Origin of the sequence: Oceanicoccus sagamiensis (genome assembly GCF_002117105.1) — a bacterium.
GTDB classification, from domain to species: domain Bacteria; phylum Pseudomonadota; class Gammaproteobacteria; order Pseudomonadales; family Dasaniaceae; genus Oceanicoccus; species Oceanicoccus sagamiensis.
This window is the reverse complement of the sequence record NZ_CP019343.1, coordinates 707,528-733,559: the sequence shown is the minus strand read 5'-3', so window position 1 is coordinate 733,559 and position 26,032 is coordinate 707,528. Positions and strand designations below refer to the sequence as shown.

The window sequence follows — 26,032 nt, the reverse complement described above, 5'->3', positions numbered from 1 at the left end:
CTTAGCAGTTAGAAGATGGGTCTTTTTTTATTGCAGTAATTGATAGGCAATAGCCAGCGTGCCCACCAAAAAACAGTAGTAGGAAAAATATTTAAGCTGGGCATTGCGCACCAGTTTAATCATCCACTGGCAGGCAAATAAACCGGTGACAAAGGCGGCAATAAAACCAGCGCCCAATACACTGATTTGGTCATCACTAATACTGACGCCGCCATCTAATAGATCTTTAGCAATTTTCCCCAGAATTAACGGCACCACCATTAGAAACGAAAAGCTAGCCGCTTTAGTACGGTCAACGCCTAATAATACTGAGGTAGAAATGGTGGCTCCTGAGCGTGAGATACCCGGCAAAATAGCAATGGCTTGCGATAGGCCGATAATAATCGAGTGTTTAAAGGAGACTTCTTTATCGGTGTTCTTGGCGCGGTCGGCCACAATTAATAATAGACCCGTGATCCATAACATCATGCCGACTAATAATATCTGTCGGTCAAACAGCGCCTCCATTTCATCAGCAAACATAACCCCTACGGCTGCCGCCGGAATCATACTGATAATAATTTTTACTGAAAACTGAAATTGCTCGTTATTACTAAACTGGAATAAGCCCGCGATAATTCGCATCACTTCAGAGCGATACACCACGATGGTGGCCAGAGCCGTGGCAAAGTGTACTACTACCGTAAACATCATACTCTCTTGAGGAATACTGGTATCGCCTAAAATCGCCTTGCCTAATTCGAGGTGGCCGCTGCTGCTAACGGGTAAAAATTCGGTAAGGCCCTGGACAATACCAAGGATAATGGCTTCAAAGAGGGACAATGGGTAACTCCTGACCTAAAGACTAACGGTATTTGATCAATGACTGATTGGGCTATCGCCTGTTATTATCTCGGTCATCAATGACTATCGTTTAATAGTAGTACGAATTTGGATTCTTTGTCATCTACCAGCTCTGTGAATATTAAAGCTGATCTTTGCGGGTAGTCGCGTTGTATCGTTGTCACTTGTCTATACTGTGGTGTATCACTTACAGGGTAAGGTCTTATGAATAAGCCGTTTTGGGTCATCACTGCTATCACCTATTCGCTATTAGTGCCATCACTAAGCTGGGCGAACCCCTCGCTGGAGGCAATGGCAGAGCAAATTTCAAGCAATGGCGCGGTGGTCAATCCGGCCCCGGTGTTCTCTGCGGACCATAGCCTCAGTACTGAGCAGGCCTACCAAATACAGACCATGGCAGTTAAAAGTCGCCTGGGTAATATTGCCCCACAGGCTTTAAGGCTGGCCTGACCTCAGCGTCTTCCCAGCAAAAATTTGGCGTCACCACCGCTGTCGCGGGCGTATTATTGCCCGGCAGCTTAATCCCTGCGGAAGAAGGGCGCTTTGTCGTTAATGCCCAAGACTATAATAATCTGATGATGGAGGCGGAGATTGGTTTTCGCCTGAATGTTGCGGTAAAAGAACCTGTCACGGATATCGAAGCGTTACAATTAATGGTGGCCAAGGTGTTACCCGTGGTGGAGTTACCCGACCTGGCTTTTGATAAGCCCGATGCACTGCAAGGCGTCGATATTATTGCCAATAACGTCGTCGCCAAGCGCTATATTACCGGTATTGAAGTAGCGCTGGAGACATTGGACCTCAATGACCTTCGTATTGAAATCCAAAAAGATGGTGGCCTGTTGCTAGAGGGTGATAGCAGCGATGCTATGGGTGACCAGTGGCAAGCCCTGCTATGGTTGGTAAACCAAACGCTGGCCAATGGTTGGGAGATTGAGCCGGGGCAATTATTCATTACCGGTGCTATTGGCCGTATGCTGCCCGCCAAAGTTGGCTTCTACCAAATTAACTATGGCGCATTGGGGCAGCTTGATTTTAATGTTGAAGAATAACGATAGGGAAACACCGCCATGTCATCCTGGTTAATCACAGCGGCGGAGTTGGCCGAGCGTATTCAGCAGCCGAATATTGTGGTTGTGGATTGTCGTTTTTCCTTGGCGGATACAGAAGAAGGTGAGAGGCTATACCGGCAGGGCCATATTGAGGGCGCTTATTATCTACACCTCGATCATCACCTGTCGGGTAACAAGGCCCGGCATGGTGGTCGTCACCCTTTACCCGAGGTCGCAGTCTTCGCTGCAACACTGGAGCAAATAGGTATCAGCAATAACACTTTGGTTGTTGCCTACGATAATCACCGTTTTGCCTTTGCTTCCAGACTGTGGTGGTTGCTGCGTTATGTTGGCCATAGTCAGGTGAAAGTCCTGGATGGTGGTTTTAATACCTGGTGTGAGCAGGGCTTGCCCGTCACTAAAGAAACGCCAACAGCGGTAGAGAAAAGTGTATTTACCCCGCAAGTCGATCACAGCATGACGGTGGATATTGATCAGGTAAAAACGATAGCGGATAAGCACCATGCAGCATTAATAGATTCCAGAGAGCGAGAGCGCTACCTTGGTGAGCAAGAACCCATTGATCCGGTTGCCGGGCATATTGCAGGTGCCGATAATTTTCCCTGGTCAGAAGTAACGGATAAAACAGGTTGTTATGCGGCTAATCAGCAACAGCGCTGGGGCAGTACTGTTGATAAAGATGAGTTAGTTGTGTATTGCGGTTCCGGCGTGACTGCCTGTGTTAATTTACTCTCCTTGGCTGAGCTCGGCCGTGAAGATGCCAAACTCTACCCCGGCAGTTGGAGTGACTGGTGTTCCTATTTATAATTTCAGTTTTATAACTTCAGCCGTTATCCGCTGACTAAAACTCACAAGGGCTGTAGCCCTTAATGATCTCACCGCTTACGGGGTGTACAAACGCCAATCGCGTCGCATGTAACAATAACCTTTCTGCCATGGCCAATGCCTCTGGGTGAGCATAAAAATCACAGCCCAAAATAGCGTGCCCCAATTCAGCCATATGTACCCGCAGTTGATGAGACCTTCCCGTAATAGGGGTGAGCAATATATGCGTTGAGTTATTTTTGTTATCCCGGCTGATCACCTCGTAATGCGTGCTTGCCTTTTTGCCCTGTTCAAAATCCACCTTCTGTTTTGGGCGGTTAGGCCAGTCGCAGATAAGCGGTAACTCGATAACACCGGCGTCCTTTGCAAGCAGACCAAATACTTTGGCTTCATAGGCTTTAGAGACTTCACGCTCAGAAAATAGCCGATTGAGTGCGCGGTGGCAGTCGGCGTTAAGCGCTACCACCATAATGCCAGAGGTATCCATATCCAACCGGTGAACAATACGAGCTTCAGGGTAAGTCACTTGCAGGCGGCTAATTAAACAGTCCTTATTCGCTGGGTGTTTACCTGGTACCGATAATAAGCCTGAAGGTTTATTGACTAGCAGCAGGTCCTTGTCCGCATGGATAATCGTGACCGGCTCCAGGCAGGGAGGGACGATAAAGGGTTTGGCTACTTCAGTGTCGGACACATTAAAACCGTCTTGAATAATCGGCAGGCAAGATTAACAGATTCAAAGGCCTGGTGTTAATCGCTATACACAGCCATCTGTTACACTGAGGCCATACTCCCGATTTGATTGACGATATGACTGACTATGCCAGCACCCAACCACCCTGAACTCAGCCATTGTTTGCAGCAAGTGTTGCCATCCGCACAAGCAGAGGCCATTCCCTTGCCGTTAACCCCGGCGATTAAACTCTATTTAATCAACCAGGACTTTCCCCAGCAGTCACTGAGCCAGGATGAGATGTTGGCGGTGATGAATTACCCCGCCTACTGGGCTTTTTGCTGGGCCAGTGGCCAGGTATTAGCCCAGTACTTACTGGAGCAGCCAGAACGGGTCCGTGGCAAAACCGTATTGGATTTTGGTAGCGGCTCCGGTGTGGTCGCCATTGCGGCGGCTATGGCTGGCGCAGCAACCATTTATGCGTGTGATATAGACCCGGATGCCATGATGGCGACAGCGGCCAATGCCAAACTCAACCAGGTCGAACTTAAGCTCTATAATGATTTCTTCGACATTACCGCTGATATCGATGTGATTATTGTGGCGGATGTACTTTACGATAAAGAAAACCTGCCTTGGCTGGGGCGATTTATCGAGCGCGCCCCTGAAGTGTTGGTGGCGGATTCCCGCGTTAAACATTTCTCCTATCCCCCCTATACCCTGATTGAGCGCCGAGAGGGAAGCACTGTTCCTGACCTCGATGAATTTGATGAATTCAGAGATGTCAGAATCTACTATGCGCATAGACGCTGAGCTTAACAAACCGCCCTGTGTAAAGGTTTGCTAAGTGGGGATGATCAGCTAGCAGAACTTGTTATTATCTGCTTATAACGATGTTTACTATCTGGAGTCTGCAATGAAATTTCGTCTTTTATTATCCCTGTTACTTTTGCTGCCAACGCAGTTAATGGCTGATACCGTACTGATCACTGGCGCCAACCGGGGTATTGGTCTTGAGTTTGTTAAGCAATATGCCGAGCAGGGCTGGACGGTTTATGCCACTACGCGTAAGCCGAACAAATCTGATGACCTTAATGCCCTGGCCAAAGCCAATAACACGATCAAAGTCGTCCAGTTGGATGTGACCGATGTAGAGTCTATCGCTGCTCTGGCCAAGACCGTTGGTGACCAGCCTATTGATGTATTAATCAATAATGCAGGTGTGCTGGGTGATATGGAAAAACAAAAAATGGGTCAGTTTGATTACGATGAGTTGGACTGGGTTATTGATGTTAATACCAAAGGGCCACTGCGTGTGACTTCGGCCTTATTGGACAATGTTAAAGCCAGTAAGCAGAAAAAAGTGGTGGTACTGGCCAGTGCCTTGGGTTCAATTACTATGGGGCCAAATATCTCCGATATGTACTGGTATAAAATTTCCAAGGCCGGTATGAGTATTGCGATGGCCTCTATGCAAAAAGATCTAAAGAACGATGGCGTTACTGTTTTACGTCTTGGCCCCGGCATGGTGAATACTCGCTTATTAGCAGCTTCGGGTGCTGGCGGTAAAGGTATCGAACCACCGGCGAGTGTGGCAGGAATGATAAGCGTGATAGAAACCGCAACGCCAAAAACCGGCAAGAAATCTTACAACTATGACGGTAAGAAAATTCCCAACTAACTATCGATATCAGTCCGTAGGGTGGATTACAATCCACCGCCTTTCAATACTGAGCCTTGGATTGCTTGGATTTTAATCCACCCTACAGTTTGACAGCATCAATAAAAGCCAACCCGATGAGGTTGGTTTTTTTGTTATAGTAAAACAAAATACGTTGCCCCAGAGGTTCGGCCAATGGCCCATAAGCAATATATCGATGCACAACAGTTATTGGACGACTCCTTTAACCTCGCCTTAAAGGTATTGGATAGCGGTTATCAACCGGATTTAATCGTCGCTATTTGGCGCGGCGGTACACCTGTCGGTATAGCCGTCCATGAGTTATTTGAGTATATGGGCTGCCACTGTGACCATATGTCGATCCGCACCTCCTTGTACCAAGGGATAGAAAAACGCGCGGGGCAGGTCAAGGTCTATGGGTTGGCTTATATTACAGAGAACCTCAATGCGGATGGGCGCTTATTGCTGGTTGATGATGTGCATGATACCGGCTTAAGTGTTCAGCAAGTGGTTACAGATATTAAAGCCGCCTGTGCTGATAACACCCCGGAAATACGAATCGCGACGCCTTACTACAAGCCTAAGAATAATCAGGTGGGAACCGTACCAGATTACTTTATTCACCAGACCGATGATTGGTTGGTTTTTCCCCACGAGCTTGTGGGTCTGTCCGCTGAGGAAATTATGCAGAATAAGCCCGGGGTAGAGGCCTTAAGAAAAAGATTGGCAGTACAGCCTGACAATAAATAGCCATTAGTTTTATTTATTTAGTGTTTAACGGGTTGGCAGCTTGTATCATCATTGAATATCGTTAGTATTGCTATTCAATGAATCAAACCCTTTTAACGACTGTAAACCATGCCTGCCAAGCCCAAAGCCAAAGTCAAGAAAACCACCAAGCTCCGCGCCCGTGACCGGCAGGCTACCGAGCAATTACTGCTGGATGCCTGCGAGCGTATTTTATTGCGCCATGGACCCGACGGTATTGGCGTAAATAATGTGGTGGAAGAAGCTGGGGTCGGCAAGCAATTACTCTACCGCTATTTTGATGATCTGCCGGGTTTGGTAACAGCATGGTTGCAGCGTGGAGCTAACTGGCCGACCACCGATGAATTACTAGGTGGTGATCGAGAGGCCTTTGCTGCACTGGACTACAAGGGTAAGGTAAAGCTGATTCAGCGTAACTATATGAAAGCCCTGCGCGACCGCCCGGTCATTACGCGGATTATGGCCAGTGAGCTAATGAACCCAACACAGGTCACCGCGGTATTAGAAAAAACCAGTGATAAAGTCGCCCGCGAATTAACGACCATTATGAGCGACCTGGGTGAAGATCAAAGGGAAGATCTGGTGAACCTCAGTTTGATTTTCTATTGTATGATTAACTACCTTTGCATGCGCTCGGTCACCAGCCCTAACTGTTTTGGTATGAATTTACGGCAGAAGAAAAGTTGGCAAAGAGTGGATGAGCTTATTGATGTGATGGTTGACCGCTTCCTGATTGATTAGCCTGTTTCTCGGCTCTATTTTTTCTCTGTATTAAAGTATTTCAATTTTTGCTGTTTGCGCTATACTCTTGTGACTGTCGGGTCACATGTGGTTTTGACCTGCTATCCAGATAACTACAATAATACTCTTGTTATAAAGGTTGTTATGACAGCGCCAAATATATCGACCACAGTCACTGCTTCGTTGGGCCCTATACAGTTAATGCCGGGGGTTATGCCTCGCCATTTACTCACCTTTTTTTATGCATCCTTTATCGGCATTACCCTTAATACTTATGTCAATTTTATTCAGCCTTATGTGCTGCGGGTGCAGTTGGGTATCCCCGATGAGGAGCAGGGTAAATTTACCGGCGACCTGGTTTTTTACAGTGAAATTATATTGTTAATGGGCTGCGCCGTGGCTGGCGCGCTGGCGGATCGCATATCGCGGCGGGTAGTATTTACATTGGGCTTGTTGATATTGGCCTTTGCCTACTCGCTCTACGGCTTTGTAGATCAGTCAGTAGAATTATTACTATTGCGGTTGGTCTTTGCCCTGGGTATGGCCTTTATTAATGTCATGGTTTCAACGGTGCAGGCCGATTACCCGCAGGAAGCGTCACGGGGTAAATTGGTAGGTTTTACCGGCTTATCCATAGGTCTTGGGGCAGTGTTTCTGGCATTGGTGTTATCCCAGTTACCCAGTTGGTACGGCGTTAACCAGGATGATAAAACAGCAGGTTTATATGCATTGTTAACGGTTTCTGCTATCGCCTTTGTTTCAGCGTTAGTTATTTTAACCGGCTTGTGGTCGGGGCCTGAACTGAATAAAACAGCAGAAAAAAGCTCATGGGTGACCATGCTAAAAGAAAGTATGCAGGCGGCTGTGGATAATCCCAGAGTGGCACTGGCCTATGGTTGCGCTTTTGTTGCCCGTGGTGATTTGATTGTAATAGGTGTGTTTTTTAGCCTTTGGTTAAATCAGGTGGGAGTTAGTCAGGGCTTATCTGCGGGGGACGCCTTAAAACAGGCAGGCATTTTCTTTTTAGTGGTGCAATTTACCGCGCTGCTATGGGCGCCGGTTTCAGGTTTGGTGATAGATCGCTTAAACCGGGTTGTTGCAATGGCTATCTCATTATTGCTGGCCGCTATTGGCTATGGTTCGATGGGTTTTATTGTTGACCCATTGGGGGTGTGGATGTACCCGGCGGCGGTGTTATTGGGTATTGGCCAAATGAGTGTGATGTCTGCCAGCCAAACATTAATCGGGCAAGAAGCGCCGGAGAGAATTCGTGGTTCGGTGATGGGTATGTTTTCCATTGCCGGTGCGGTCGGCATTTTATTTATTACCAAGGTAGGTGGGATAGTCTTCGATCAGTGGAAGCCTGGTCCTTTTGTGATTGTTGCGGTGATTAACCTACTGCTTTGTCTGGTGGCTATTGGTATTGTTCGCCAGGGCAATGCGGAGAGTTCTCAGCCATTGTCAGAATAAGGCGGTGAAAGGGCTATTTATAATACGAGACCTGAAAGGCTTTACCAATTGTTTCAGGTTGATCCAGTGCTTCAAGCATAGCGGCAGTGGCATCAAAATTTGAAATTTTCCAACTCAGCTTTTGCGGCGGTTTATTCCCTTGCCAGCGGCAATAATCAGCGCTGTTATCATTATCCAGTAGCTGCGGTGGGCGAATAATTGTCCACTCAAGATCGCTGGCACGAATATAATTTTCCTGCTTTTCCTTGTCCTTAATCACATATTTTAAAACGAATGACGTTACGTATTTTACCGTCAGATTGCCTTGCCCTTTACTGTCATGAGCCCCTAGAGATGACATACAGATAAAGCGTTTGATACCGCTGGCTTGCATGGCGTCAATCAAATGTTGGGTGATATCGGCTAGAGGTGTATCCAGTGTTTTATGAAATATACCCACAGTTGATAATACGGCGGCGTAATTATTACTCAGTACTGACCTTAATAAAGCAGTGTTAGTCAGGTCGCCGATATATATCTTTAGTTTATCCTGAGCGGGTATAGCGAGCTTTTCTGGAGAGCGAATAATAATATCCACTTGATAACCTGCATTTAATGCATGTTGGCAGAGTCTTTTCCCTGCTCGGCCACTTGCTCCTAATATCAGTAATCGTTGCTCCTGCTTTGCGGGCATAAAATCTGTGTCTCTATCATCTGTTGGCTATTTGCAGATGAGTATAGCGCAAAATAATTCTTGTGACTACAGAGTCACATGTGGTAGTTTAGTCTAAACTATAAAATATGCAGAATGAATAGGTGGTGGTAAACAGCGGTTTTTGGGTTTGCGTACCAGCTTCTTGAGAGAAAAGGTTGGCAATGGGTCTAAAAAATATTATCGGTAAATTAGTCTTTGGCGAGCTTAGTGGCGAGTTATCCGAGTTTGGCCTGGCGGTAGAACAGCGCGTTGTGCGAGAGCTGAACGCACAGCCCCATAGCCAGTTTGCAGAGCTATTGGACTTAAAAAATCTGAAAGGGGAGAGCACGGGTTACGTCAGGGCTTTTAAAGCCGATAAGTTGGAAAAAATAGCCAGTCTGTCTATCGATATTATGCCGGGTATGCGCTACTTCAATATCCATATTATTCCTGAGCCGCACTATAATATTCCTCGCTATAATTTTGAAGGTATGGTGACGACGAAAGGTAGCCAGCTTTCAATGGACCTCTATCATGATATGGATATCGTGATGGACTTTGAATTTATCAACCAACATTATTCCGGTCTGGCAAAAACCTTTGCTAAAGCGAAAAAACACAAATCGATAAGGCTGGAACCCTCAAAGTTGCCGCATATGCGCGCCTTATGTTCCCCTTATTTCTTATTGGCCAATAAGGTGTCGTCAGAAGATATTTATACCATGCAGCACTATGCCATGAGTTATTTAGACGAATGGTTAAAGATTTATCGTCAGGCCGAGCTGTTGTCTGCCGAGGCTGCCGAGACAAGGCTGGATAGACGGCTGCATATTGCCCGCATGATTATAGACAATGACCCTGATCGCCATCAGGTGGTGAGTACTTATGGTGAAGAGCTGACTCAGTTAATTGAGCGGGCCGCCATGTTGCAATAAAGTCATTGTTCATAAAATACCGGCGCAGGTTTGTGCTGTAGTTTTTATTGGCCTATCATGTTACCAGTGGGTCACATAGGCTGTTATAAGAATAATCGAATAAGCGGAGGCTATATGAAAAAGTATTTTCCCTATATTGCAGTGGCTATCTCTGGCACGGCTGTTGTTCCTTCCATGGCACAAGAAGGTGCTTCGTTAGCCATCGAAGAAATTATTGTGACAGCGCGTAAAACGGAAGAGAATTTACAATCTATTCCTATCGCGCTGGATGCTATATCCCCCACTATGATTTCAGAGCGAGGTATTAGCAATGTGGAAGATGTTGCTCAATACTCAGCGGGTTTGGTGTTTGATAGTGGTTTATTGCCCAACGATACTCGCCCGGTTATTCGCGGCCTGTCTTCATCGCGTGGGCGCGCCAATGTGGCTACCCTGATTGATGATGTGGATGTGACCTCCGAGGCTATGACCACGGGCGGTGGCGGCATCACCGCCAATCTACGGCTGATGGATTTGGAGCGGGTAGAAGTGGTCAAGGGGCCGCAAAGTGTGCTCTATGGGCGCAGCGCTTTTAGTGGTGCGGTGAACTATGTCACCAAGCGTCCTGAGCAAGAGTTCTCTGGTAATGTGGATGTGATGTATGACGAACACGATTCTGCGGAATTGCGTTTAGGTGTTACTGGCGGTTTGACCGACACTCTGGCTGCAAGGGTCAATCTGGCAGCCTGGGATTCCGATGGTTGGTATGAACACCCACAAACCGGTGGCGAGCTAAACGGTGGTGAAAGTTTTGGTGGTTCCTTGGCCTTTGAATGGTTGCCAGATGATGTCTTTACCGCCTATACCAAACTGAGTTACAGCGATGAGGAATATACGCCTACCGCGAGGGTCTTTGATTTGTCGGCTACGGCTAATCGTGATGGCTTTTTAGGCCTGCTGCCTTCAGCAACCGACTCTGCAACGGTAGTCCCTATCGCTTTTGACGCTGCCAATGTGGCCGCCTGCGCGGCGCCAGATGCTGCACTGTATGCTGATTTATTTGGCGCCTCCCCGGCATGTAGGCCTATCTCATCTGGAAAGGCTCGGGGCAAAGAAAGCCAGATCGACTTATCAACTGACCCCCTTACCGGCAAAGACTTTGCGGGTACAGAAGTTGAAACCTTTCGTGCACACCTGGATTTACGCTGGGAGTTTGAAGAGATGGAGTTTCGCTCCATTACGGCTTTTACTGATAATGAGATTCAAACCGTAGAAGATATTGATTTTACTGATTACGACCTGATTGATCCTCGTCCTTTCTTCGGCCAGATTGGTTTTTCTACCCGGGCTGATATCAATCACCAGACCGAGCAACTTAGCCAGGAATTTCGGGTATTAGGTTATACCGATAATGTTGACTGGTTTATTAGTGCTCTGTACTGGAAAGAAGAAATGGATACTATCCAGGATGATCTTTTCTGGTGGCGCAATGGCGGAACATCCATACCTGTCGTGGTTCCCAATCCTTTGTTCGATCCAACCCTGGCCCCAAGTCTTGATCTACAGTCTTCCACTATTTCCCGTGAGACTGAGCACACCTCTATTGCCGCTTCGATCAGCTATGCCCTTAGTGATGACTTAAGTATCACTATCGAGGGACGCTATCTGGAAGAAGACCTGGATTATACTGGCAATAATATTTTCCGGGGTTTTTATACCGCCTCCAGTGGCACCATTTGTAATATCGGTATCGACTTCCCCTGCGGAACCAGTAAAAATTCCGTTAGCGAAAGCCAGTTTGTACCACGGGCCTCGATTGACTGGACTATTAACGATGATGCTCTGATGTACTTTACTTACTCTGAGGGCTTTAAGCCCGGAGGTATTACCACCGTGGATGCCGATTCCGATGTGAGTGAAGGGGAGTTTGAATCCGAGCAACTTAAAAGCTATGAGTTGGGGGCTAAAACCAGTTGGTTAGATAAGTCTGTGTTTTTAAACGGTGCGGTATTTTTCTATGACTACACCGACCAGCAAGTCCCTGTCTCTGCCAGCAATGGTGCCGTAGCAGTGTCCAAAGTGGTTAATGCTGGTGAAAGTGAATTATTCGGCGCGGAGTTTGATTTAACCTGGCAGGTGACTGAGGGGTTTAGTGCGCAACTGGGTTATGTGTATTCAGATACGGAGTATACCGAATATAATCTGCGAGAAATCACCGAGGAAAATATCTCCGGTATTGCTTCCGTGTCAAATCATAATATTGCTATTTCCGGCAATGAAGATGGCGATTTTTCCGGTAACCAATTTGCCTTGTCCGCCAAGCATGCGGCGACATTATCGCTGCGTTATGAGCAAATAATTGCTTCAGGAATGAATGGGATTATTGAGCTTAATGGTTCCTACTTATCCAAGCGTTATCTTTCCGATGGCAATAATGCCTATCTTCCCAGTCATGATATCTGGAGCTTTCAGACCGGTGTTGATACAGAGCAATGGCGGGTACTGTTGTTTGTTGATAACTTGCTGGATGATGACACTATTCGCAGTGCAACCAGCAATACCGACTTTGGTAACTTTATCGCGTCACCGGTACCTGGGGTCCAACCTGAACAGCCAAGGGCGATTAATGCCAGATTACCCCAGCCGCGTACTGTCGGTGCTCGTTTTACCTACCGCTTCTAGTGATTAACCCTGTCTCCCAGATGGCAGGGTTTTTACCTCCGCTTTAGGCGGAGGTTTTTTTGTCCTTCGGTCAACTAACTATCAACAATTGCCTGCCTTATCGGTATTAAGCGTAAACGTTAATCAGTCCTTCTGGTTGTACAAGCAGTTGTTGTGGTTGCTCCGGTATACTGATTGTATCGCGTGCTGATTCCACAAACTGTTGCGCAACAACGACTTTGGCATCTCTGATATTCTCCTGTTGCTCCTGAATATTTTGGTACATCTCATAAGGTTTTAAAGAAGGGCTGGAAGAGGCTGGTTCATTGTTGCTGGCAGCGACAATATACTGTTCCAGCATCGCTTTTTGATGCTGGCCATAGGCGGCAGAAAACATAAAAGAGCGGGCTTCCTGCTCTATTTGCTGACGATCAGCCTGACGTTGTGCGGAACTATCCAGTGCGTGATTTAATCCCTGGTTAATATCGTAAGGGTCCTTTAGTGATGGGTCATCGGCCTTGGCTACCACGTTGTCCTGAGTAGCTTCGCCCAGTCGCTGTTGTAAGCGGGCGGCAAAAGCAATAGGGTTGGTGACATTGTTGGGTTTTGCGTAGGTATCAATGTTAGTGTTATAGCTAATGGCGTTAATCATCACAGGCCTCCTTAGTCAGTGTTGAATTGACTATAGGTAGAAACAGATAATAATTAAAATGACTAGTTATTCTTCGTGGCATTACCTTTGGTAATGTCTTGAAAAAGGAGCAAGAATGAGTAACAAGCCTTGTATCTTGTCGATTGACCAAGGTACCACCAGCAGCCGTGCTATGGTGTTTGACGCCGATATTCAAGTGATTGCGTCGGCGCAGCAGGAGTTTCCACAGCTCTATCCCGCCGAAGGCTGGGTAGAACATGACCCGGCAGTGATTCTTGATTCTGTGATCAGTGTCTCACGTCAGGCTTTAGCCAGTGCTGAGCAGCAGGGCTATAGCATTGCCGGTATTGGTATTACCAACCAAAGAGAAACCACCGTTGTTTGGAATAGAAGTACCGGCAAGGCCCTCTATAACGCCATAGTCTGGCAAGACCGGCGCACCGCAGAGCAATGCGAACAGCTCAAGCAGCAAAAGCTGGAAACCCAAGTACAAGCCCGCACTGGCTTATTATTAGACCCTTATTTTTCCGCCACAAAAATTGCCTGGATACTCGATAATATTGACGGTGCAAGAGAGCAAGCCGAGCAGGGTGAGCTGGCCTTTGGCACCATTGATAGCTTTTTAATCTGGCATCTCACCGGAGGCAAGGTACACGCCACCGATGCCACCAATGCCAGCCGTACCAATCTTTATAATATTTATAGCGGCAAGTGGGACCCGTGGTTGCTGGATACCTTTAATGTGCCCAAACAACTTTTGCCCAAGGTAATGGATTGCTCCGCGCACTTTGGTGATACCGATAACAGCCTGTTTGGTCGAGCTATTCCTATTACCGGGGTGGCTGGTGATCAGCAGGCGGCCAGTATTGGGCAGTGTTGTTTTGCACCGGGTGCAATAAAAAGCACCTATGGCACCGGCTGTTTTGTGATGATTAACAGTGGTGATAAACCGGTTATCTCCAAACATCGTCTACTCACAACCGTGGCCTACCAGTTAGAGGGTAAGCCAAGCTATGCCATAGAAGGTTCAATCTTTGTGGCGGGTGCTGCCGTACAGTGGCTGCGAGATGGACTGGGGTTGATCGACAGCGCTGCAGAAACTGAATCACTTGCCGCTGGTTTAGAGGGTAATAGTGGTGTGTATATGGTGCCCGCTTTTACGGGTTTGGGAGCCCCTTATTGGCGGCCCGATGTTCGCGGCGCGATATTTGGTTTAACGCGCGCCACCAGCCCTGCGCACATGGTGCGGGCAACCCTGGAGTCCGTTGCCTATTTAACCCATGATCTTTTTACCGCAATGGCTAACGATGGTATTAAGCCAGCCTCGCTTAAAGTTGATGGCGGGATGGTGGCCAACGATTGGTTTTTGCAGTTTCTCGCTGATGTTTTAGCACTGCCGGTGTGCCGCCCCGTGGTGATGGAAACCACCGTATTAGGGGCCGCCTATCTCGCGGGTCGGCAGTTGGGTATCTATGGCGACTTTGACGCTTTTACGGCCTTATGGCGTGGAGCGGGGGAATTTGAACCACGTATGGAAGAGTGCCAGCGCAGTGATTTGCTTGAGGGTTGGCAAGACGCAGTAAGGCGCGCCACCTGATGACATTAAGGGAGGCTAACCTCAAGTTACTTCGCGAAGACAGCTTTGATGTATTAATTCTTGGTGGGGGTATTAATGGCGCGGTAGCAGCCGCCTCTCTGGCAGCCAAAGGCGTTAAGGTGGCTTTAATTGACCGCGGTGATTTTGCGGGTTGTACCAGTTCCAATTCCTCCAACCTCGCCTGGGGGGGTATTAAATATCTGGAAAGTTATGAATTTCTATTAGTTAACCAGCTCTGTAAAAGTCGCAACCATCTGATGCGCAGCTACCCCTCCACCGTCAAAGAAATTCGCTTTCTTACCAGTATTCAACAGGGTTTTCGTTTTCCGCCTTTTATGATTTATCTGGGGACATTGCTTTATTGGGCAATGGGTCGCTTCTTTACCCGCCGCCCCCATTATTTAAGCCGGCAACAACTTAAGGTTAGAGAAGCGGTGATTAATACCGAACAGGTCGCTGGTGGTTTTGAATATTCTGACTGTTATCTCTACGACAATGATGCGCGCTTTGTGTTTAATTTTATTCGCACGGCCTTAAGTGAGGGGTGCGTAGCGGCTAACTATATTGAGTCACAGGGGGCCAGCCGTAAAGACGGCCTCTGGTCTACACAGGTAAAGGATGGCATTAGTGGTGATAACTTTACCATTCGTTCAAAAGTACTGATTAATGCTTGTGGCCCCTATGTTGACCAGCATAATCAATTGACCGGCCAGCTTACGGAGCATCGGCATCTTTTTTCCAAGGGTGTTCATCTGATGGTTGATCGCATTGCGGGAAATAACCGGGTGCTGGCTTTTTTTGCCAGCGACGGGCGCTTATTTTTTGTTATCCCCATGGGCCCCAAAACCTGTATTGGCACAACCGATACGCCGCTGGACCATCCCGATGCCAGAGTAAGCGCTGAGGATAGGCGCTTTATTCTGGATAATGTTAATCGGCTATTAAAGCTGGAAAAACCGTTAACAGAGACAGATGTTATAGCCGAGCGCTGTGGTGTAAGACCGCTGGCAGTTAAGGGGGAAGAGGGTAAAGGTGATTGGCTAAGTCTATCTCGCAAGCATGCCATCGATATCTGCGCTAAAGACCAGCATATTAGTATTTTTGGCGGCAAGCTGACGGACTGTATTAATGTAGGGGATGAGGTTGCAGGCTATGTCGAGCAACTGGGCATAGCCATGCCCTCACCCGATAAGCGTTGGTATGGCGAGCCGGGTAATCAGATTAAAGCTGAATTTTTACAGCAAGCCAAAGCGATGGCCCTCGACGCTATGACCGCTGCTTCATCATCAGAGCCACTAACAGAGCGCTTATGGCGACGCTATGGTGCCAGTGCCCTGGATTTATTGGCATCGATCCGGCGTGACCCTGAAGGGGCGAAGCTACTGATTGAAAATGCTGAATATCTGCGCTGTGAAGTTGAGTTAGCGGCCGAGCGGGAAATGATTAGCAAGCTGGAAGACTTTTTGCGGCGACGTTCAAAAATTGAATTGGTTATTCCAAGGCAGGATCTTATGACTGCCCCCGGTCTAAAAAAAGCCTGCCAGATATTATTTGGTGATCAGGCTGACGCTAAGTTGCAAGAGTACTTAAGCGCCCAATAACAGGCACTGAAACAAAGCACAGCTAGGGGAGTGTGCACCACAAATAACAGTTAGAGACTATTGAGTGATTTTCTTCCCTCAAACCCTCTTCCTATGTTTTATCGATTTAAAAAAAATTTTTTCTTTAAAAATCAATACAGTAGTTATCGTTCTACTGTTTTTGGCTTCTTATGCATGAATGGTTCAAAAAAACTGGCACGCTAGCTGCAATAGACCCGTTAACTATTTAGCAACTATCTCGTCATTAGGAGTTAACAATGAAAAAACTACTATCAGCACTTGCCCTGTGTTCACTAGCCTCTTTCGCCCAAGCCGGTTGTTTGGATTGGAAAGACCAACCCCCAACTATCCCTGCCGGTGATACCGCGACCATAGAGCAAATGTTTAAAGCTCAGGAGGAGGTCAAATTTTACGTGAACGAGGGTATGGAAGAACTTGAATGCGCCACTAACAACTTTAAATATAATCATATTGTCTATCGCCTAAAGAAATTGGCTGACAACTATAATCAGGAATTACATAGCTTTAAGCATAAGGTGGCGCAGCGCTAATTTGGTCATTAAAGCGATCAAGAGGTGACTTGATAACAATAACAGCACCTTTTAATTACTTGCCCGTGTTATGGCACTGGATATACAGAGTATTAACATTGCCGCCGCCATCGACATTACCAAAGAAATCTGAGCTGCCAAAAATACCGGAGCGATGGTGTATCGACCAACCCATATAACACTCTTTTAAATCCGGTTTGTTAAAAACATCGCCAATACTGACATCCCAGCTCCAGTCAATATAATTAAGCATATGGGAGGTGGATCGATTTTTACCCTCAACATTTTCTTTTTCGACAATCGGTATTTTTTCAGCATAGGAAATACCTTCACCCAGACCAACCCGTGTTTTAACTGTATCTGACCAGGGGAATTGGGTGAAATAGGCCTTAAAGCCCAAGACATACTCATTAAAGTCACTTTGCTCACCGTTTTCCAGCCTGCGCACATAACCCCCTGTGACATAGCCTTCTAACGGCAGATGCATAAAGCGGTCAGTGATTTTTTTACCGACAAATAAACTGGCTAAGCCAGTATTTCTTTCGTCGTTATTAAAGAAATTGGAAAAACGCACCAGCTCATTAAACTTTGAGCGGGTGGTTAAACCTGCGGCTGCACGCCAATACCATTCGCCTTCACTTAAGTCGTCCAGAAAGCCGGAGTCTGGGTTATAACTTGCTTGAAAATCATTAAATTCATAGCGATAAGAGAACATACTTTCAAACACGCCAGATTCGTTAGTAATAGGGCTGTTTCTTTTACTGTCATCCAGTTCCGAGTATTGAAAGTTAAGGCCGATATAATGATGGGTAAAGAAGCGATAGCTCATATCGATACCGTAGGACATTTCTACCGTGCTATCGACTTCGTAGGCTGGGCGGTCTGCTTCCGCTTCTTCAGGCCTTACGCCATAGTAATAGTTGGCTAACTTTTCGTCCTCATAAGTCAGGCCAATCCATGGGCGAAAGCGGTAGTTGCCGCGCTCAAAAATTTCACCCCAGCGGATCTGTGCATCCCAGCCCTCGGACTTGCTATTAATATCGCCGCCGGTATCCAGCGTAAAGCGGCCATAAGGGGTGCGGCGGGTAATGGCCAGACGACCATCTACGCTATCGTCACGGTCCATGCCGTCCAGCTCGTCAGAATCCTCTTCATTAAAACCGCCATAGCGATAAGCGGCATAGCCGCTAATTAGCCAATCCTGATTATTTAATAAATGTATACCAGCGCGGGTGCCATCAATAAAATAGCGTTGGCCGTTATAGGTAATTAGGGGCACAAAGTCCGTCTCTTCATCAGTGCCGATATAGGGAAAAGTCGCATTGCGCAGGCCAAAGCCCAGTGACCAGTTGCCATCACCGGGTTCCAGATGCAATTGGCTGACATCACGAGCCAGCGAGGGCAGTGGGGCGAGTAATAGATAGCTGAATATAAAAACCAGCAGTGGGCGTATCGACATTAATCAGTGGCCTTAAGTACAGTCAAAGGCAAATAATAAATGAGATTGGCAAACTTTAGTACAGAATATGACGGATTTTAAAAAACCGTCAGCAGCGGGCTATAAGCTATGCTAATTTACAGGCAAACAGCAAGAATAATAATGGGTGACCTATGGGTAACGGAACGCTAGCATCGGATCAGCGTCTGCATGGCCTGGATTTTTTGCGGGCCTTGATGATGAGTCTCGGTGTTGTTTTACACTCTGCGCAAATGTATATGACGCTGGATATCACGGACTATTATATTGACCCTATGCGCTCTGTCAGTATGGATGCGGTGCTGATCTATATTAATACCTTTCGAATGCCCACCTTCTATCTACTCTCTGGCTTTTTTACTGCGCTGTTATTCTCCCGGCGTGGACTGGAGGGTATGCTGGCTAATCGCTATCAGCGCCTGGTGCTGCCTTTTATTATCTTTCTGCCACTGCTGGCTATTAACATGTCTGTCTTGCGGATTTATGCGGAAAATATTATGGCCAGCGGGCAGTGGGTTTTTGATATTAGCGCCGTTAAAAAACCGAGAATATTATGGGATAACACCCATAATCTCTGGTTTCTGTACTATCTGATTATCTTTGTCATTATCTTGGTTGGTTTGATCAAGCTTAAACCGGTTTTACCGTTAAAACTCCGATATGCCGTTAGCCGAGTACTGCAAACACCGATTTATTCACCCATAGTGATTTTGTTAGTAGCTGCCTGGTTGGCTGTGCTGGGAAGTGGCTCTTTTTCAGGCAGGCTATCGGGCGATCTGGGTTTGATGCCACAGCCGTCTATTATCGCTTATTTTGGCGTGGCCTTTCTGCTAGGTTGGATGCTCTATCAACGGCTTGAGAATCTTGCCCTGTTAGCAAAGCGAGCGTGGCTGTATTTTGCTCTGGCACATATTGCTTTGGTGGTTGGTCTGGTGGGTTTTGCTACACAGGGGGAGGCCGATAGCCCGAATTATTTTTGGCTGCATAGTCTATTATCAGCGGCCACCGGTTTTTCCATGATGTTTTTTATGTTGGCTTTTGTCGGTTTATTTAGCCGGTATTTTGTCAGCCACCATGCTTTGATCCGTTACTTCTCTGATAGTGCTTATTGGATATTTATTTTTCACTCCGTACCAATGGTGGCTATTGCCCTGCTAATGCATAGCTGGCAACTGGCGGCGGAGTGGAAGTTTTTAGTGGTATGCCTGAGCACTTTAGCTATTTGCCTGCTGACCTATCAACTCTGGGTAAGAGATACATGGATAGGTCAGTTGCTAAATGGTCGTCGTTATCCCAAACAATAAGATAGGATGATTATTTATCCGTAACTTCCTGCAAAACAGTACCTTGAGAGCCCGCAGGTGGTGATAACTTTAATAGTTTGGCCAGCGTTGGTGCTACATCAATAGGGTGAACCCGTCGGCTACTATTACCCGCTTTGATACCGGCACCGGCAAATATAATTGGCACATGGGTATCATAGCGCCAGGGCGAGCCATGCATGGCAGCAATAGGGCCTTTCTCAAACATAAACCAGTAGGGTGCCTGGGCAATATAAATATCACCGGAGCGCTGCGGGTGATTATTATTTTCAATTTGCTGGTAGATCGGTGTTTGCTGCATATCAGAAACACCGCCTCGGGGTACTGCCAGGGCAATACCTTTCTGCAGGGAAAGTTTTGCGGCTATGGTTTTTAATACGCTCGATTTATCCAATTTGGCGCTGGCAATTTTTTTATCATCAAGATAGAGATAGGGCCGGAAGAAAAAGCGACTGATAGCTTTAATACCATAGAGCTCTTCCCCCAATTGATTGGCCATTTCCTCCACTTGCTCTGAGTATAGCCTGCCGACTTGATACCCTTGTTCGGTCATATGCTCTGGCATATCTGCCATACCGTGGTCGGCGGATAAAACAATAACCGTATTTTTTAGTCCCACGGTTTTATCAATATAGCGAAACAGTTCCGCCAGCGTGCGATCCAGTTGCCGAACGATCTCTTCGTTCTCAAGACTGTTGGGGCCAAAAAAATGATTAACCGCATCGACTCCGGAAAAACTAAGGGATAAATAATCGGGAATACTGTCCTTGCCAATAGCTTCGTTTTCAATCAGTGCTTTGCTAAAGTCCAGTGTTAGCTGGTCACCGGCTGGGCTAACTAAAACCCTTGTGGGCAACAGTGGATGGTTTTTGGGGCCATAGGCATGGGGGAAGGTTTTACCATAGCCTTTAAGGTCAACCTCATAAGGGCGGTCATCCTTATCGATTAAACTATAGCTGGAAGGTTTGTCAGCTAAGTCCCAGTTTTTATCGGCGTAACTTTCCGACTGGCGTTGCAGGTTCCAATCTACAACCCATTGTGGGTATTGATCGTAATAATACTGGCTGGTAATAAAATCACCGGTATTGGTTGAAAACCAAAACGCTTTGCCGGTTTTTCCCGCCATTGCCACCGCACTTCGATCTTTTCCTGATACCGCAAAGTTTTTTGATTGCCCGCCATAGTAAGCAATCAGGGTGTCACTGATAGTGGGGACAAGAATAGCGGCAGGTGAGCGACCTTGGGTACGAGCCAGTTTTTGTGAGGGATCAACCTGCTCACCTTGTTGCTGAGTCTCTCTGGAAGGCAATAGTGGGGCGTTGGGGTCTTCAATATTATAAGCCAGTTGCTTGGCTTGATCGTCAAACCATACATTGCCTACCATGCCGTGAACGGAGGGTGTGGCTCCAGTGGCCAGGGTAGTGTGGCCAACAATGGTTTCGGTATTGGCATGTAGATAGTGGGCGTTGTTATAGCTATAGCCTTGGTTAAATAGGTAATTAAAGCCGCCTTTGCTAAATTGCTTTGGCGAGCGCTGTAGAAGATCGGGGCGCAGGCCGTCAATGGTGATTTGTAGTACCAGTTTAATCTCTTTAGCATTAATGGGAGTGCTGGCAGCAATAATCCATAAAAGAACAAGGATAGATTGTAGCGTCTTGCTGGGCCCGGATACTATCTTCATGATCTTGTTTCCTGTTATTTATACGAAGCTGTCCAGATAGTATAAAAGCGTTGTATGACTTGCAATGCATTGATGCATTGATGCATGGCTGATTGATGGCATAAGCTGTTTATTGATTGTGCTTAAAAATGTCGATTTATTGATGTTAAAAAAATTTGGGATAAGCTATAAGTAGGTTTTTAGCGTATAGACAGCTTAATTAAGAGAGTTCCTATGTTCACTTCCTTCTATTCTACTAGCCGACCAGCTCGGCTGTTTACAGCCATACTGCCACTTGTCGCTTTGCTGAGCTTTAATGCCGTGGCGCAAGAGCAAGCGGAGCCAGAAAATGCATCCAGCCCTCTTGCCAAGGTGCGCAATACCGACCTTAAGGCTCGCTTTGTCGATATTGATGGCGATGATCTGGATGATTATGCGCTGGAAGGCGCGCTGATGATTAACCCCAAGCTTAAATTCCGCTATGAGCTGCGCTACTGGGAGACGGATGCCACCGGTCAGCAGCGCTCCGGTCTGGATAGCGCCAGAGCCAAGGGTATTTACTTTCCGGGGGAGGGCAGCTGGAATGATATGCCTTATCGCCTGGCGGTAGGTCTTGAAGCCAAGGTGCATTTTGATAACCAGGACCGAGGTATAGGTCAGGACGCCCATACCCTGATCCCTTTTGCCGGTGTCGCTGTGACGGTAAGGCCAGGGACTATTGTTATCCCCTTAGTGCAACATGAATCTGAAATCGATGGTGTTGATGTGAGCGTTACCTCCCTGCGCTTGCTGGCTATTCAAAAGCTCCCTAACCGCTATTGGCTAAAGCTCGATGCTATTGCCTCGGCAGACTGGGAAAACGATAACGACTTGCCCGCATCCGCCGAGTTACAATTTGGCCGTCAATTTACGCCAGCCTTTGGTGTCTATGCCGAAGCATTAACGGGTATCGGGGGCTATAAGTCTTATGATTGGGGTTTTGGTTTAGGGCTTAGATTTAATTATTAATGACCGAGCCAGAGCTATCGGGGATATTCAGCCTTGTGGATATGTTTTACAATCGGCTCAGGCTTGATGCCTAAAGCATCTATAATTTGAGGATTTCCAGAATGATTAAAAGACTGTTAATAACCCTGTTACTGGTTGGCAATGTTGCCGCAGCCCCTGATTTTGAAGCGTTTGAGCAATTTCGTGACCAGCTTAGAGCCAAGAAAGAAGGTATTATGCTGGACTCGATGCAGCTAACCGCGGCCGACCAAGAGAAATTTACCCCCATCTATCGCGAATATAACACCAAAATTATGGCGATTCGTGACCAGCGCCTGGAATTGGTTAAAGAGTTTTCCAGCAAGTACAGTGAAATGGATGACAAGCGTGCAGCGGCTTTATCTAAAGATTTGTTTAAGCTAATGAGAAACCGCAATAAATTGCGTGAAGATTATCACAAGAAAGTCTCCAAGGCTTTATCACCAGTCCATGCTATCCGCTTTGTGCAGGTTGATAGCCAAATGGATACCTTACTTAATGTGATTCGTGTGCGTAATATCCCACTGATGAAAACGCCGGATGAAGTGACTACTGATTTTGGTATCAGTGTAAGCGCAGGTGTTATCGATGATGCGGATAAGAAAATTAACAACAATATGGCGCTGCCCGAATAAAGGGTGGTTGCTCTAACGAAAACGTTTGGCGGTTGCGCTCGGTAATTCGCCAAACGTTTTTTTATAGTCCGCAGCAAATTTCCCCATATGCCAAAAGCCCCAGCGGTTGGCTATCTCAGTAATACTGTCTTCTTTATTGTTAATCAGCTCTTTCTGTACGGCATTAAGCTTTTTAAGCAGCAGATAACTTTTTGGGCTGACCCCAAGATACTCTTTAAACACTCTATCTAATGTTCGGCTGCTGGTATGGGCGACTTTGCTTAAGGTGGCTACTTGTATGATTTCGTAGGGGTTCTCTGCGATAAAGCTGCGTGCTTTATCCAGTGTTTGTTTTCTGGCGGGTGTTTTTAAGGGACGTTGATGGTGGCCGCCGATTAGTGTTTCAAGAATAAGGCGGGGTAGGTCATGGTCCATTAATTGACACACGCTCTCCTGATTGAGCGCTGACTGCTCCCGGGTGGCTTGCATCAATAATTGCCGAATATGGCGGGTGTGTTCAGGGTTTATTTCAAAGACCCCCTGACTATTGGCCAGCTGATCAATATTGATAGCCAGTTGTTCCTGCTCGGCAATAGCTTCCAGTTGCTCACGGCTGATACTAATGGTGTAGGCATCAAACCCAGTTGGAGTAACCACCTCAAAATCACTATAACTGGGGAAAACTTCCAGTGTGTCAGTGGTTATCGCCCGCTGATGCCAAAGAGCTTCAGCCCCAGAGGATGCTCTAAGGCCAAAAGTAATAAAGTTGGCAGGGGCAATACCCCGCTGCAGTAGCCTGCGGTTAAAGTGCACCCGCAGTGCCAGACTATGCTGGCTATAAACCAGTGTTTGCTGACTGTAAAATTGGCCGCGTTCAAGCTGGGTAAATTCCAACTCCCAGCTGTCAATCGATTGGTTAAACTCTTCGACAGAGTGGCTTGCCAAAATATGTTGTACAGCGCTGCTGCTGTATTCCATAGGTTGTTACCAGGTGATTATTCTATAAAGCCCGGTTTTGTAAGGGCTAATTATTTTTGTGTCACAGTAAATTGGCGCATTTGTGATGTTGCACAGAGCCAAAACTATATAACCTGACCAGTAAAATCAAGCCCGGTGGCGTTGCGGCATAAAGGTTTATATATAAGAAGGTGTTCAAATGGGAACATTAGATAATAAATTACAGCGCGGCAGACCAGCAGGCCCTACTGAGCTGGTGCGTTCTCACCGTCTGGTCACCTTTGTGACTGAAGCCGAGTTTGACCGTATGTCGCAACTGGCTAGTGCGGATAATAAATCACTCTCCGCCACGGCTTATGATCTTTTAATGCACGGCCTTCGTACTACCTCAAAAATAGATAATAATTAGCAACTTAAACAGCAGATAATATCTCTAAACTGGAGCCAACTATGAACAAACCCTTTAAAAAGCTATTACTGGCAGCGGTATCTGGTCTTATCGCTGTGCAGGTGAGCGCCAAAGATATTATTCACGATGGTGAATACTATTTTGTTGAAGCGCAATATAAAGATGCCTGGCAGAAAGAAGACAAGCAGGTTGAGTCCAAGCTGGCTGAAATCCGCAAAAAGAATGGTGGCAAGCGCCCTAATATTCTCTATGTCTTGATTGATGATGTTAGCTTCGGCCAAATGGGTAAGCCTGCATTAAATGATGTGATGGGTATCAAAACCCCCAATATCAATGAGTTTGCCAGGCAGGGTATGTCGCTTAACCGTATGTATACCGAACCTTCCTGTACGCCAACTCGTGCGGCCTTTTTGACTGGCCGTCATCCGGTGCGCACCGGTATTAAAGAAGTAAAAGTGGCATTGGTGGGTGAGGGCTTGGGTAAAAATGAAGTGACTATCGCCGAGGTGTTGTCTAAAGCCGGTTATAACACGGCTCATATCGGTAAGTGGCATCAGGGTGATATTGAGGAATCCTATCCTCATAACCAGGGCTTTGATTATGCCGCTTTCCCGCTGCACCAGCAGGTGCAATTAGCGTTAATGAGCCCTGAATCAGCCCGGGCCAATAACTTGCTGGGCTGGTACAACGGTACTCAGTCTAACGATATGGCGCTGGATAAAAAGTTTAAACCGAATGGTTTGGTGACGGGTGTTGAAGCGAAAAAAGGCGGCAAGGCTCGCGAGATTGATTTAAAGGCTGGAGAAACCTGGACTCAGGCTCATTACGAGCGCATGAATGAGCGTTACCAGCGTCAGACCATTGAGCAGTTACAGAAACTGGCTAAAGATGATGAGCCTTTCTTCTTGCAGTACTGGCCGCTATACCCACTGAATTTTGTCCATCCTGAACAGGCCCGTTCGCGCAATGGCGGTTTTATGGCTGATAAACTGGAAGTGTTAGATGACTGGTTTGGTGAGATTATTGCCGAAGTTGATCGTCTAGGTATTGCTGACAATACGCTGGTGGTATTTATGGCGGATAACGGTTTGATGTATCACTACGAAGGCACCTCAGGTATGAGCCAGCTGATTTACCGCGGTGGTAAAACTGACCATTTAGAAGGCGGTGTGCGGGTTGATGCTTATGTGCGCTGGCCCGGTGCTGTTGAAGGCGGAAGCTCGGCGGCAGATATTGTGCATGTGTCTGACTTGTTCACTACCTTTGCCAATATTGCTCAGGCAGAGAAGTATATTCCCCGTGATCGGGTAATCGATGGTATCGACCAAACAGCGTTATTGCTGAATGGTGAGAAACGCGGTCGTCGTGATTGGGTCTATATCTATGAGAATGAAGTGTTGAAATCCATTGTGAAGCAGGAATGGAAAATGCACCTGCCTGGGCCGGGTATGCCTGCAGCAGCAGCCGGTGTTTATAATATCCTCCGAGACCCCCGTGAACAGCACAAGCAAATTGGTCACTCGCTATGGACCGGTGCCAGCTTTCAGGATATGGCCAAGCGCCATATGATGGCGATTATGAAAAACCCGCATAACAAATTAGGTAAAGGAAAGCCTTATGTAGGTATTGAGAACCTGCGACCTGAAACCCAGGAAACCATCGATACCTTTATGTCCTGGCACTAGTATGGATTGAACGACAAAGCCCTCAACCCTGAGGGCTTTTTTATAACTTTCATACCGTCATTTTCGTAGGGTGGATTGCAATCCACCAAAACCAGTCCAGAATATTAAAAGCAGGTGGATTATAATCCACCCTACCTGTTTAGGCGGTAGCGGAAATGA

The 26,032-nt window shown here is 46.8% G+C and carries 25 protein-coding genes; 18 read left to right on the top strand and 7 right to left on the bottom strand.

The annotated features are described in order from the left end of the window. Window positions 1-27: 27 nt before the first annotated feature. Window positions 28-822: an undecaprenyl-diphosphate phosphatase gene (locus BST96_RS03265; RefSeq protein WP_085757316.1), complete on the bottom strand. Its 795-nt coding sequence runs from the start codon at window positions 820-822 to the stop codon at window positions 28-30. A gap of 225 nt (window positions 823-1,047) precedes the next feature. Here BST96_RS03265 and BST96_RS03260 point away from each other — a divergent pair, with 225 nt between their 5' ends. From BST96_RS03260 to BST96_RS03250, 3 genes are read left to right on the top strand one after another with little or no spacing between them, the layout of a single operon-like run. Further along, complete coding sequence (locus BST96_RS03260; protein ID WP_085757315.1) at window positions 1,048-1,293, top strand: hypothetical protein; 246 nt, start codon at window positions 1,048-1,050, stop codon at window positions 1,291-1,293. A 56-nt stretch (window positions 1,294-1,349) separates the two neighbouring features. Further along, on the top strand, window positions 1,350-1,895 hold the full coding sequence (locus BST96_RS03255) for a hypothetical protein (protein WP_085757314.1): 546 nt from the start codon (window positions 1,350-1,352) through the stop codon (window positions 1,893-1,895). 18 nt (window positions 1,896-1,913) lie between these two features. Further along, entirely contained in the window at window positions 1,914-2,723 is an 810-nt protein-coding gene (locus tag BST96_RS03250) for a sulfurtransferase (RefSeq protein WP_085757313.1), read from the top strand. 34 nt (window positions 2,724-2,757) lie between these two features. Here the strand turns inward: BST96_RS03250 and BST96_RS03245 are convergent, their stop codons facing one another. Beyond that, window positions 2,758-3,435, bottom strand: a complete 678-nt coding sequence (locus tag BST96_RS03245) for a pseudouridine synthase (protein WP_085757312.1) — start codon at window positions 3,433-3,435, stop codon at window positions 2,758-2,760. Window positions 3,436-3,561: 126 nt separating this feature from the next. Between BST96_RS03245 and BST96_RS03240 the strand changes: the two genes are divergently transcribed. The 5 genes from BST96_RS03240 to BST96_RS03220 all read left to right on the top strand — a co-directional run bounded on the left by BST96_RS03240 (window position 3,562) and on the right by BST96_RS03220 (window position 8,074). Then, window positions 3,562-4,227 (top strand): class I SAM-dependent methyltransferase, encoded by a 666-nt coding sequence (locus tag BST96_RS03240; RefSeq protein ID WP_085757311.1) that lies wholly within the window; start codon window positions 3,562-3,564, stop codon window positions 4,225-4,227. Between the two features lie 103 nt (window positions 4,228-4,330). Beyond that, window positions 4,331-5,095: an SDR family oxidoreductase gene (locus BST96_RS03235; protein WP_085757310.1), complete on the top strand. Its 765-nt coding sequence runs from the start codon at window positions 4,331-4,333 to the stop codon at window positions 5,093-5,095. A 174-nt stretch (window positions 5,096-5,269) separates the two neighbouring features. Further along, entirely contained in the window at window positions 5,270-5,845 is a 576-nt protein-coding gene (locus BST96_RS03230; protein WP_085757309.1) for a phosphoribosyltransferase, read from the top strand. 108 nt (window positions 5,846-5,953) lie between these two features. Beyond that, complete coding sequence (locus BST96_RS03225; protein WP_085757308.1) at window positions 5,954-6,604, top strand: TetR/AcrR family transcriptional regulator; 651 nt, start codon at window positions 5,954-5,956, stop codon at window positions 6,602-6,604. A 144-nt stretch (window positions 6,605-6,748) separates the two neighbouring features. Further along, on the top strand, window positions 6,749-8,074 hold the full coding sequence (locus BST96_RS03220) for an MFS transporter (RefSeq protein WP_085757307.1): 1,326 nt from the start codon (window positions 6,749-6,751) through the stop codon (window positions 8,072-8,074). A 13-nt stretch (window positions 8,075-8,087) separates the two neighbouring features. Here BST96_RS03220 and BST96_RS03215 read toward each other — a convergent pair whose 3' ends face one another. Beyond that, on the bottom strand, window positions 8,088-8,747 hold the full coding sequence (locus BST96_RS03215; protein WP_085757306.1) for an NAD(P)-dependent oxidoreductase: 660 nt from the start codon (window positions 8,745-8,747) through the stop codon (window positions 8,088-8,090). A 182-nt stretch (window positions 8,748-8,929) separates the two neighbouring features. Here BST96_RS03215 and BST96_RS03210 point away from each other — a divergent pair, with 182 nt between their 5' ends. Together BST96_RS03210 and BST96_RS03205 are read left to right on the top strand one after the other, a co-directional pair. After that, window positions 8,930-9,682 carry a hypothetical protein gene (locus BST96_RS03210; protein WP_085757305.1) on the top strand — a complete coding sequence of 251 codons (753 nt, stop codon included), beginning with the start codon at window positions 8,930-8,932 and terminating at the stop codon, window positions 9,680-9,682. Window positions 9,683-9,796: 114 nt separating this feature from the next. Beyond that, on the top strand, window positions 9,797-12,343 hold the full coding sequence (locus BST96_RS03205) for a TonB-dependent receptor (RefSeq protein ID WP_169713891.1): 2,547 nt from the start codon (window positions 9,797-9,799) through the stop codon (window positions 12,341-12,343). Between the two features lie 106 nt (window positions 12,344-12,449). On the opposite strand, the gene BST96_RS03200 is transcribed toward BST96_RS03205, so the two are convergent. Then, window positions 12,450-12,974: a hypothetical protein gene (locus tag BST96_RS03200; RefSeq protein ID WP_085757303.1), complete on the bottom strand. Its 525-nt coding sequence runs from the start codon at window positions 12,972-12,974 to the stop codon at window positions 12,450-12,452. 115 nt (window positions 12,975-13,089) lie between these two features. Here BST96_RS03200 and glpK point away from each other — a divergent pair, with 115 nt between their 5' ends. The 3 genes from glpK to BST96_RS03185 all read left to right on the top strand — a co-directional run bounded on the left by glpK (window position 13,090) and on the right by BST96_RS03185 (window position 16,723). After that, window positions 13,090-14,571 carry a glycerol kinase GlpK gene (glpK, locus tag BST96_RS03195; protein WP_085757302.1) on the top strand — a complete coding sequence of 494 codons (1,482 nt, stop codon included), beginning with the start codon at window positions 13,090-13,092 and terminating at the stop codon, window positions 14,569-14,571. Next, window positions 14,571-16,172 (top strand): glycerol-3-phosphate dehydrogenase/oxidase, encoded by a 1,602-nt coding sequence (locus BST96_RS03190; protein ID WP_085757301.1) that lies wholly within the window; start codon window positions 14,571-14,573, stop codon window positions 16,170-16,172. Before glpK ends, BST96_RS03190 begins: the two co-directional genes overlap by 1 nt. Window positions 16,173-16,429: 257 nt before the next feature. After that, the gene (locus tag BST96_RS03185) at window positions 16,430-16,723 is read left to right on the top strand and encodes a hypothetical protein (protein WP_085757300.1); all 294 of its coding nucleotides are present in this window, start codon (window positions 16,430-16,432) and stop codon (window positions 16,721-16,723) included. A 55-nt stretch (window positions 16,724-16,778) separates the two neighbouring features. Here the strand turns inward: BST96_RS03185 and BST96_RS03180 are convergent, their stop codons facing one another. After that, window positions 16,779-18,182 carry a MipA/OmpV family protein gene (locus BST96_RS03180; RefSeq protein ID WP_085757299.1) on the bottom strand — a complete coding sequence of 468 codons (1,404 nt, stop codon included), beginning with the start codon at window positions 18,180-18,182 and terminating at the stop codon, window positions 16,779-16,781. A gap of 152 nt (window positions 18,183-18,334) precedes the next feature. Between BST96_RS03180 and BST96_RS03175 the strand changes: the two genes are divergently transcribed. Further along, window positions 18,335-19,504, top strand: coding sequence for an acyltransferase family protein (locus tag BST96_RS03175; RefSeq protein WP_085757298.1), 1,170 nt, complete (start codon window positions 18,335-18,337; stop codon window positions 19,502-19,504). A 10-nt stretch (window positions 19,505-19,514) separates the two neighbouring features. Here the strand turns inward: BST96_RS03175 and BST96_RS03170 are convergent, their stop codons facing one another. Continuing rightward, window positions 19,515-21,203, bottom strand: coding sequence for an alkaline phosphatase family protein (locus tag BST96_RS03170; protein ID WP_085757297.1), 1,689 nt, complete (start codon window positions 21,201-21,203; stop codon window positions 19,515-19,517). A gap of 213 nt (window positions 21,204-21,416) precedes the next feature. On the opposite strand from BST96_RS03170, the gene BST96_RS03165 reads away from it, so the two are divergent. Further along, window positions 21,417-22,190, top strand: coding sequence for a hypothetical protein (locus BST96_RS03165; RefSeq protein ID WP_085757296.1), 774 nt, complete (start codon window positions 21,417-21,419; stop codon window positions 22,188-22,190). 101 nt (window positions 22,191-22,291) lie between these two features. After that, window positions 22,292-22,843, top strand: a complete 552-nt coding sequence (locus BST96_RS03160; protein WP_085757295.1) for a hypothetical protein — start codon at window positions 22,292-22,294, stop codon at window positions 22,841-22,843. Between the two features lie 12 nt (window positions 22,844-22,855). On the opposite strand, the gene BST96_RS03155 is transcribed toward BST96_RS03160, so the two are convergent. Then, window positions 22,856-23,800, bottom strand: a complete 945-nt coding sequence (locus tag BST96_RS03155) for a helix-turn-helix domain-containing protein (protein ID WP_085757294.1) — start codon at window positions 23,798-23,800, stop codon at window positions 22,856-22,858. A 178-nt stretch (window positions 23,801-23,978) separates the two neighbouring features. Between BST96_RS03155 and BST96_RS03150 the strand changes: the two genes are divergently transcribed. Both BST96_RS03150 and BST96_RS03145 read left to right on the top strand, forming a co-directional pair. Continuing rightward, entirely contained in the window at window positions 23,979-24,188 is a 210-nt protein-coding gene (locus tag BST96_RS03150) for a hypothetical protein (RefSeq protein WP_085757293.1), read from the top strand. Window positions 24,189-24,229: 41 nt separating this feature from the next. Beyond that, the gene (locus BST96_RS03145; protein WP_085757292.1) at window positions 24,230-25,873 is read left to right on the top strand and encodes a sulfatase-like hydrolase/transferase; all 1,644 of its coding nucleotides are present in this window, start codon (window positions 24,230-24,232) and stop codon (window positions 25,871-25,873) included. The last annotated feature ends 159 nt before the right edge of the window (window positions 25,874-26,032 follow it).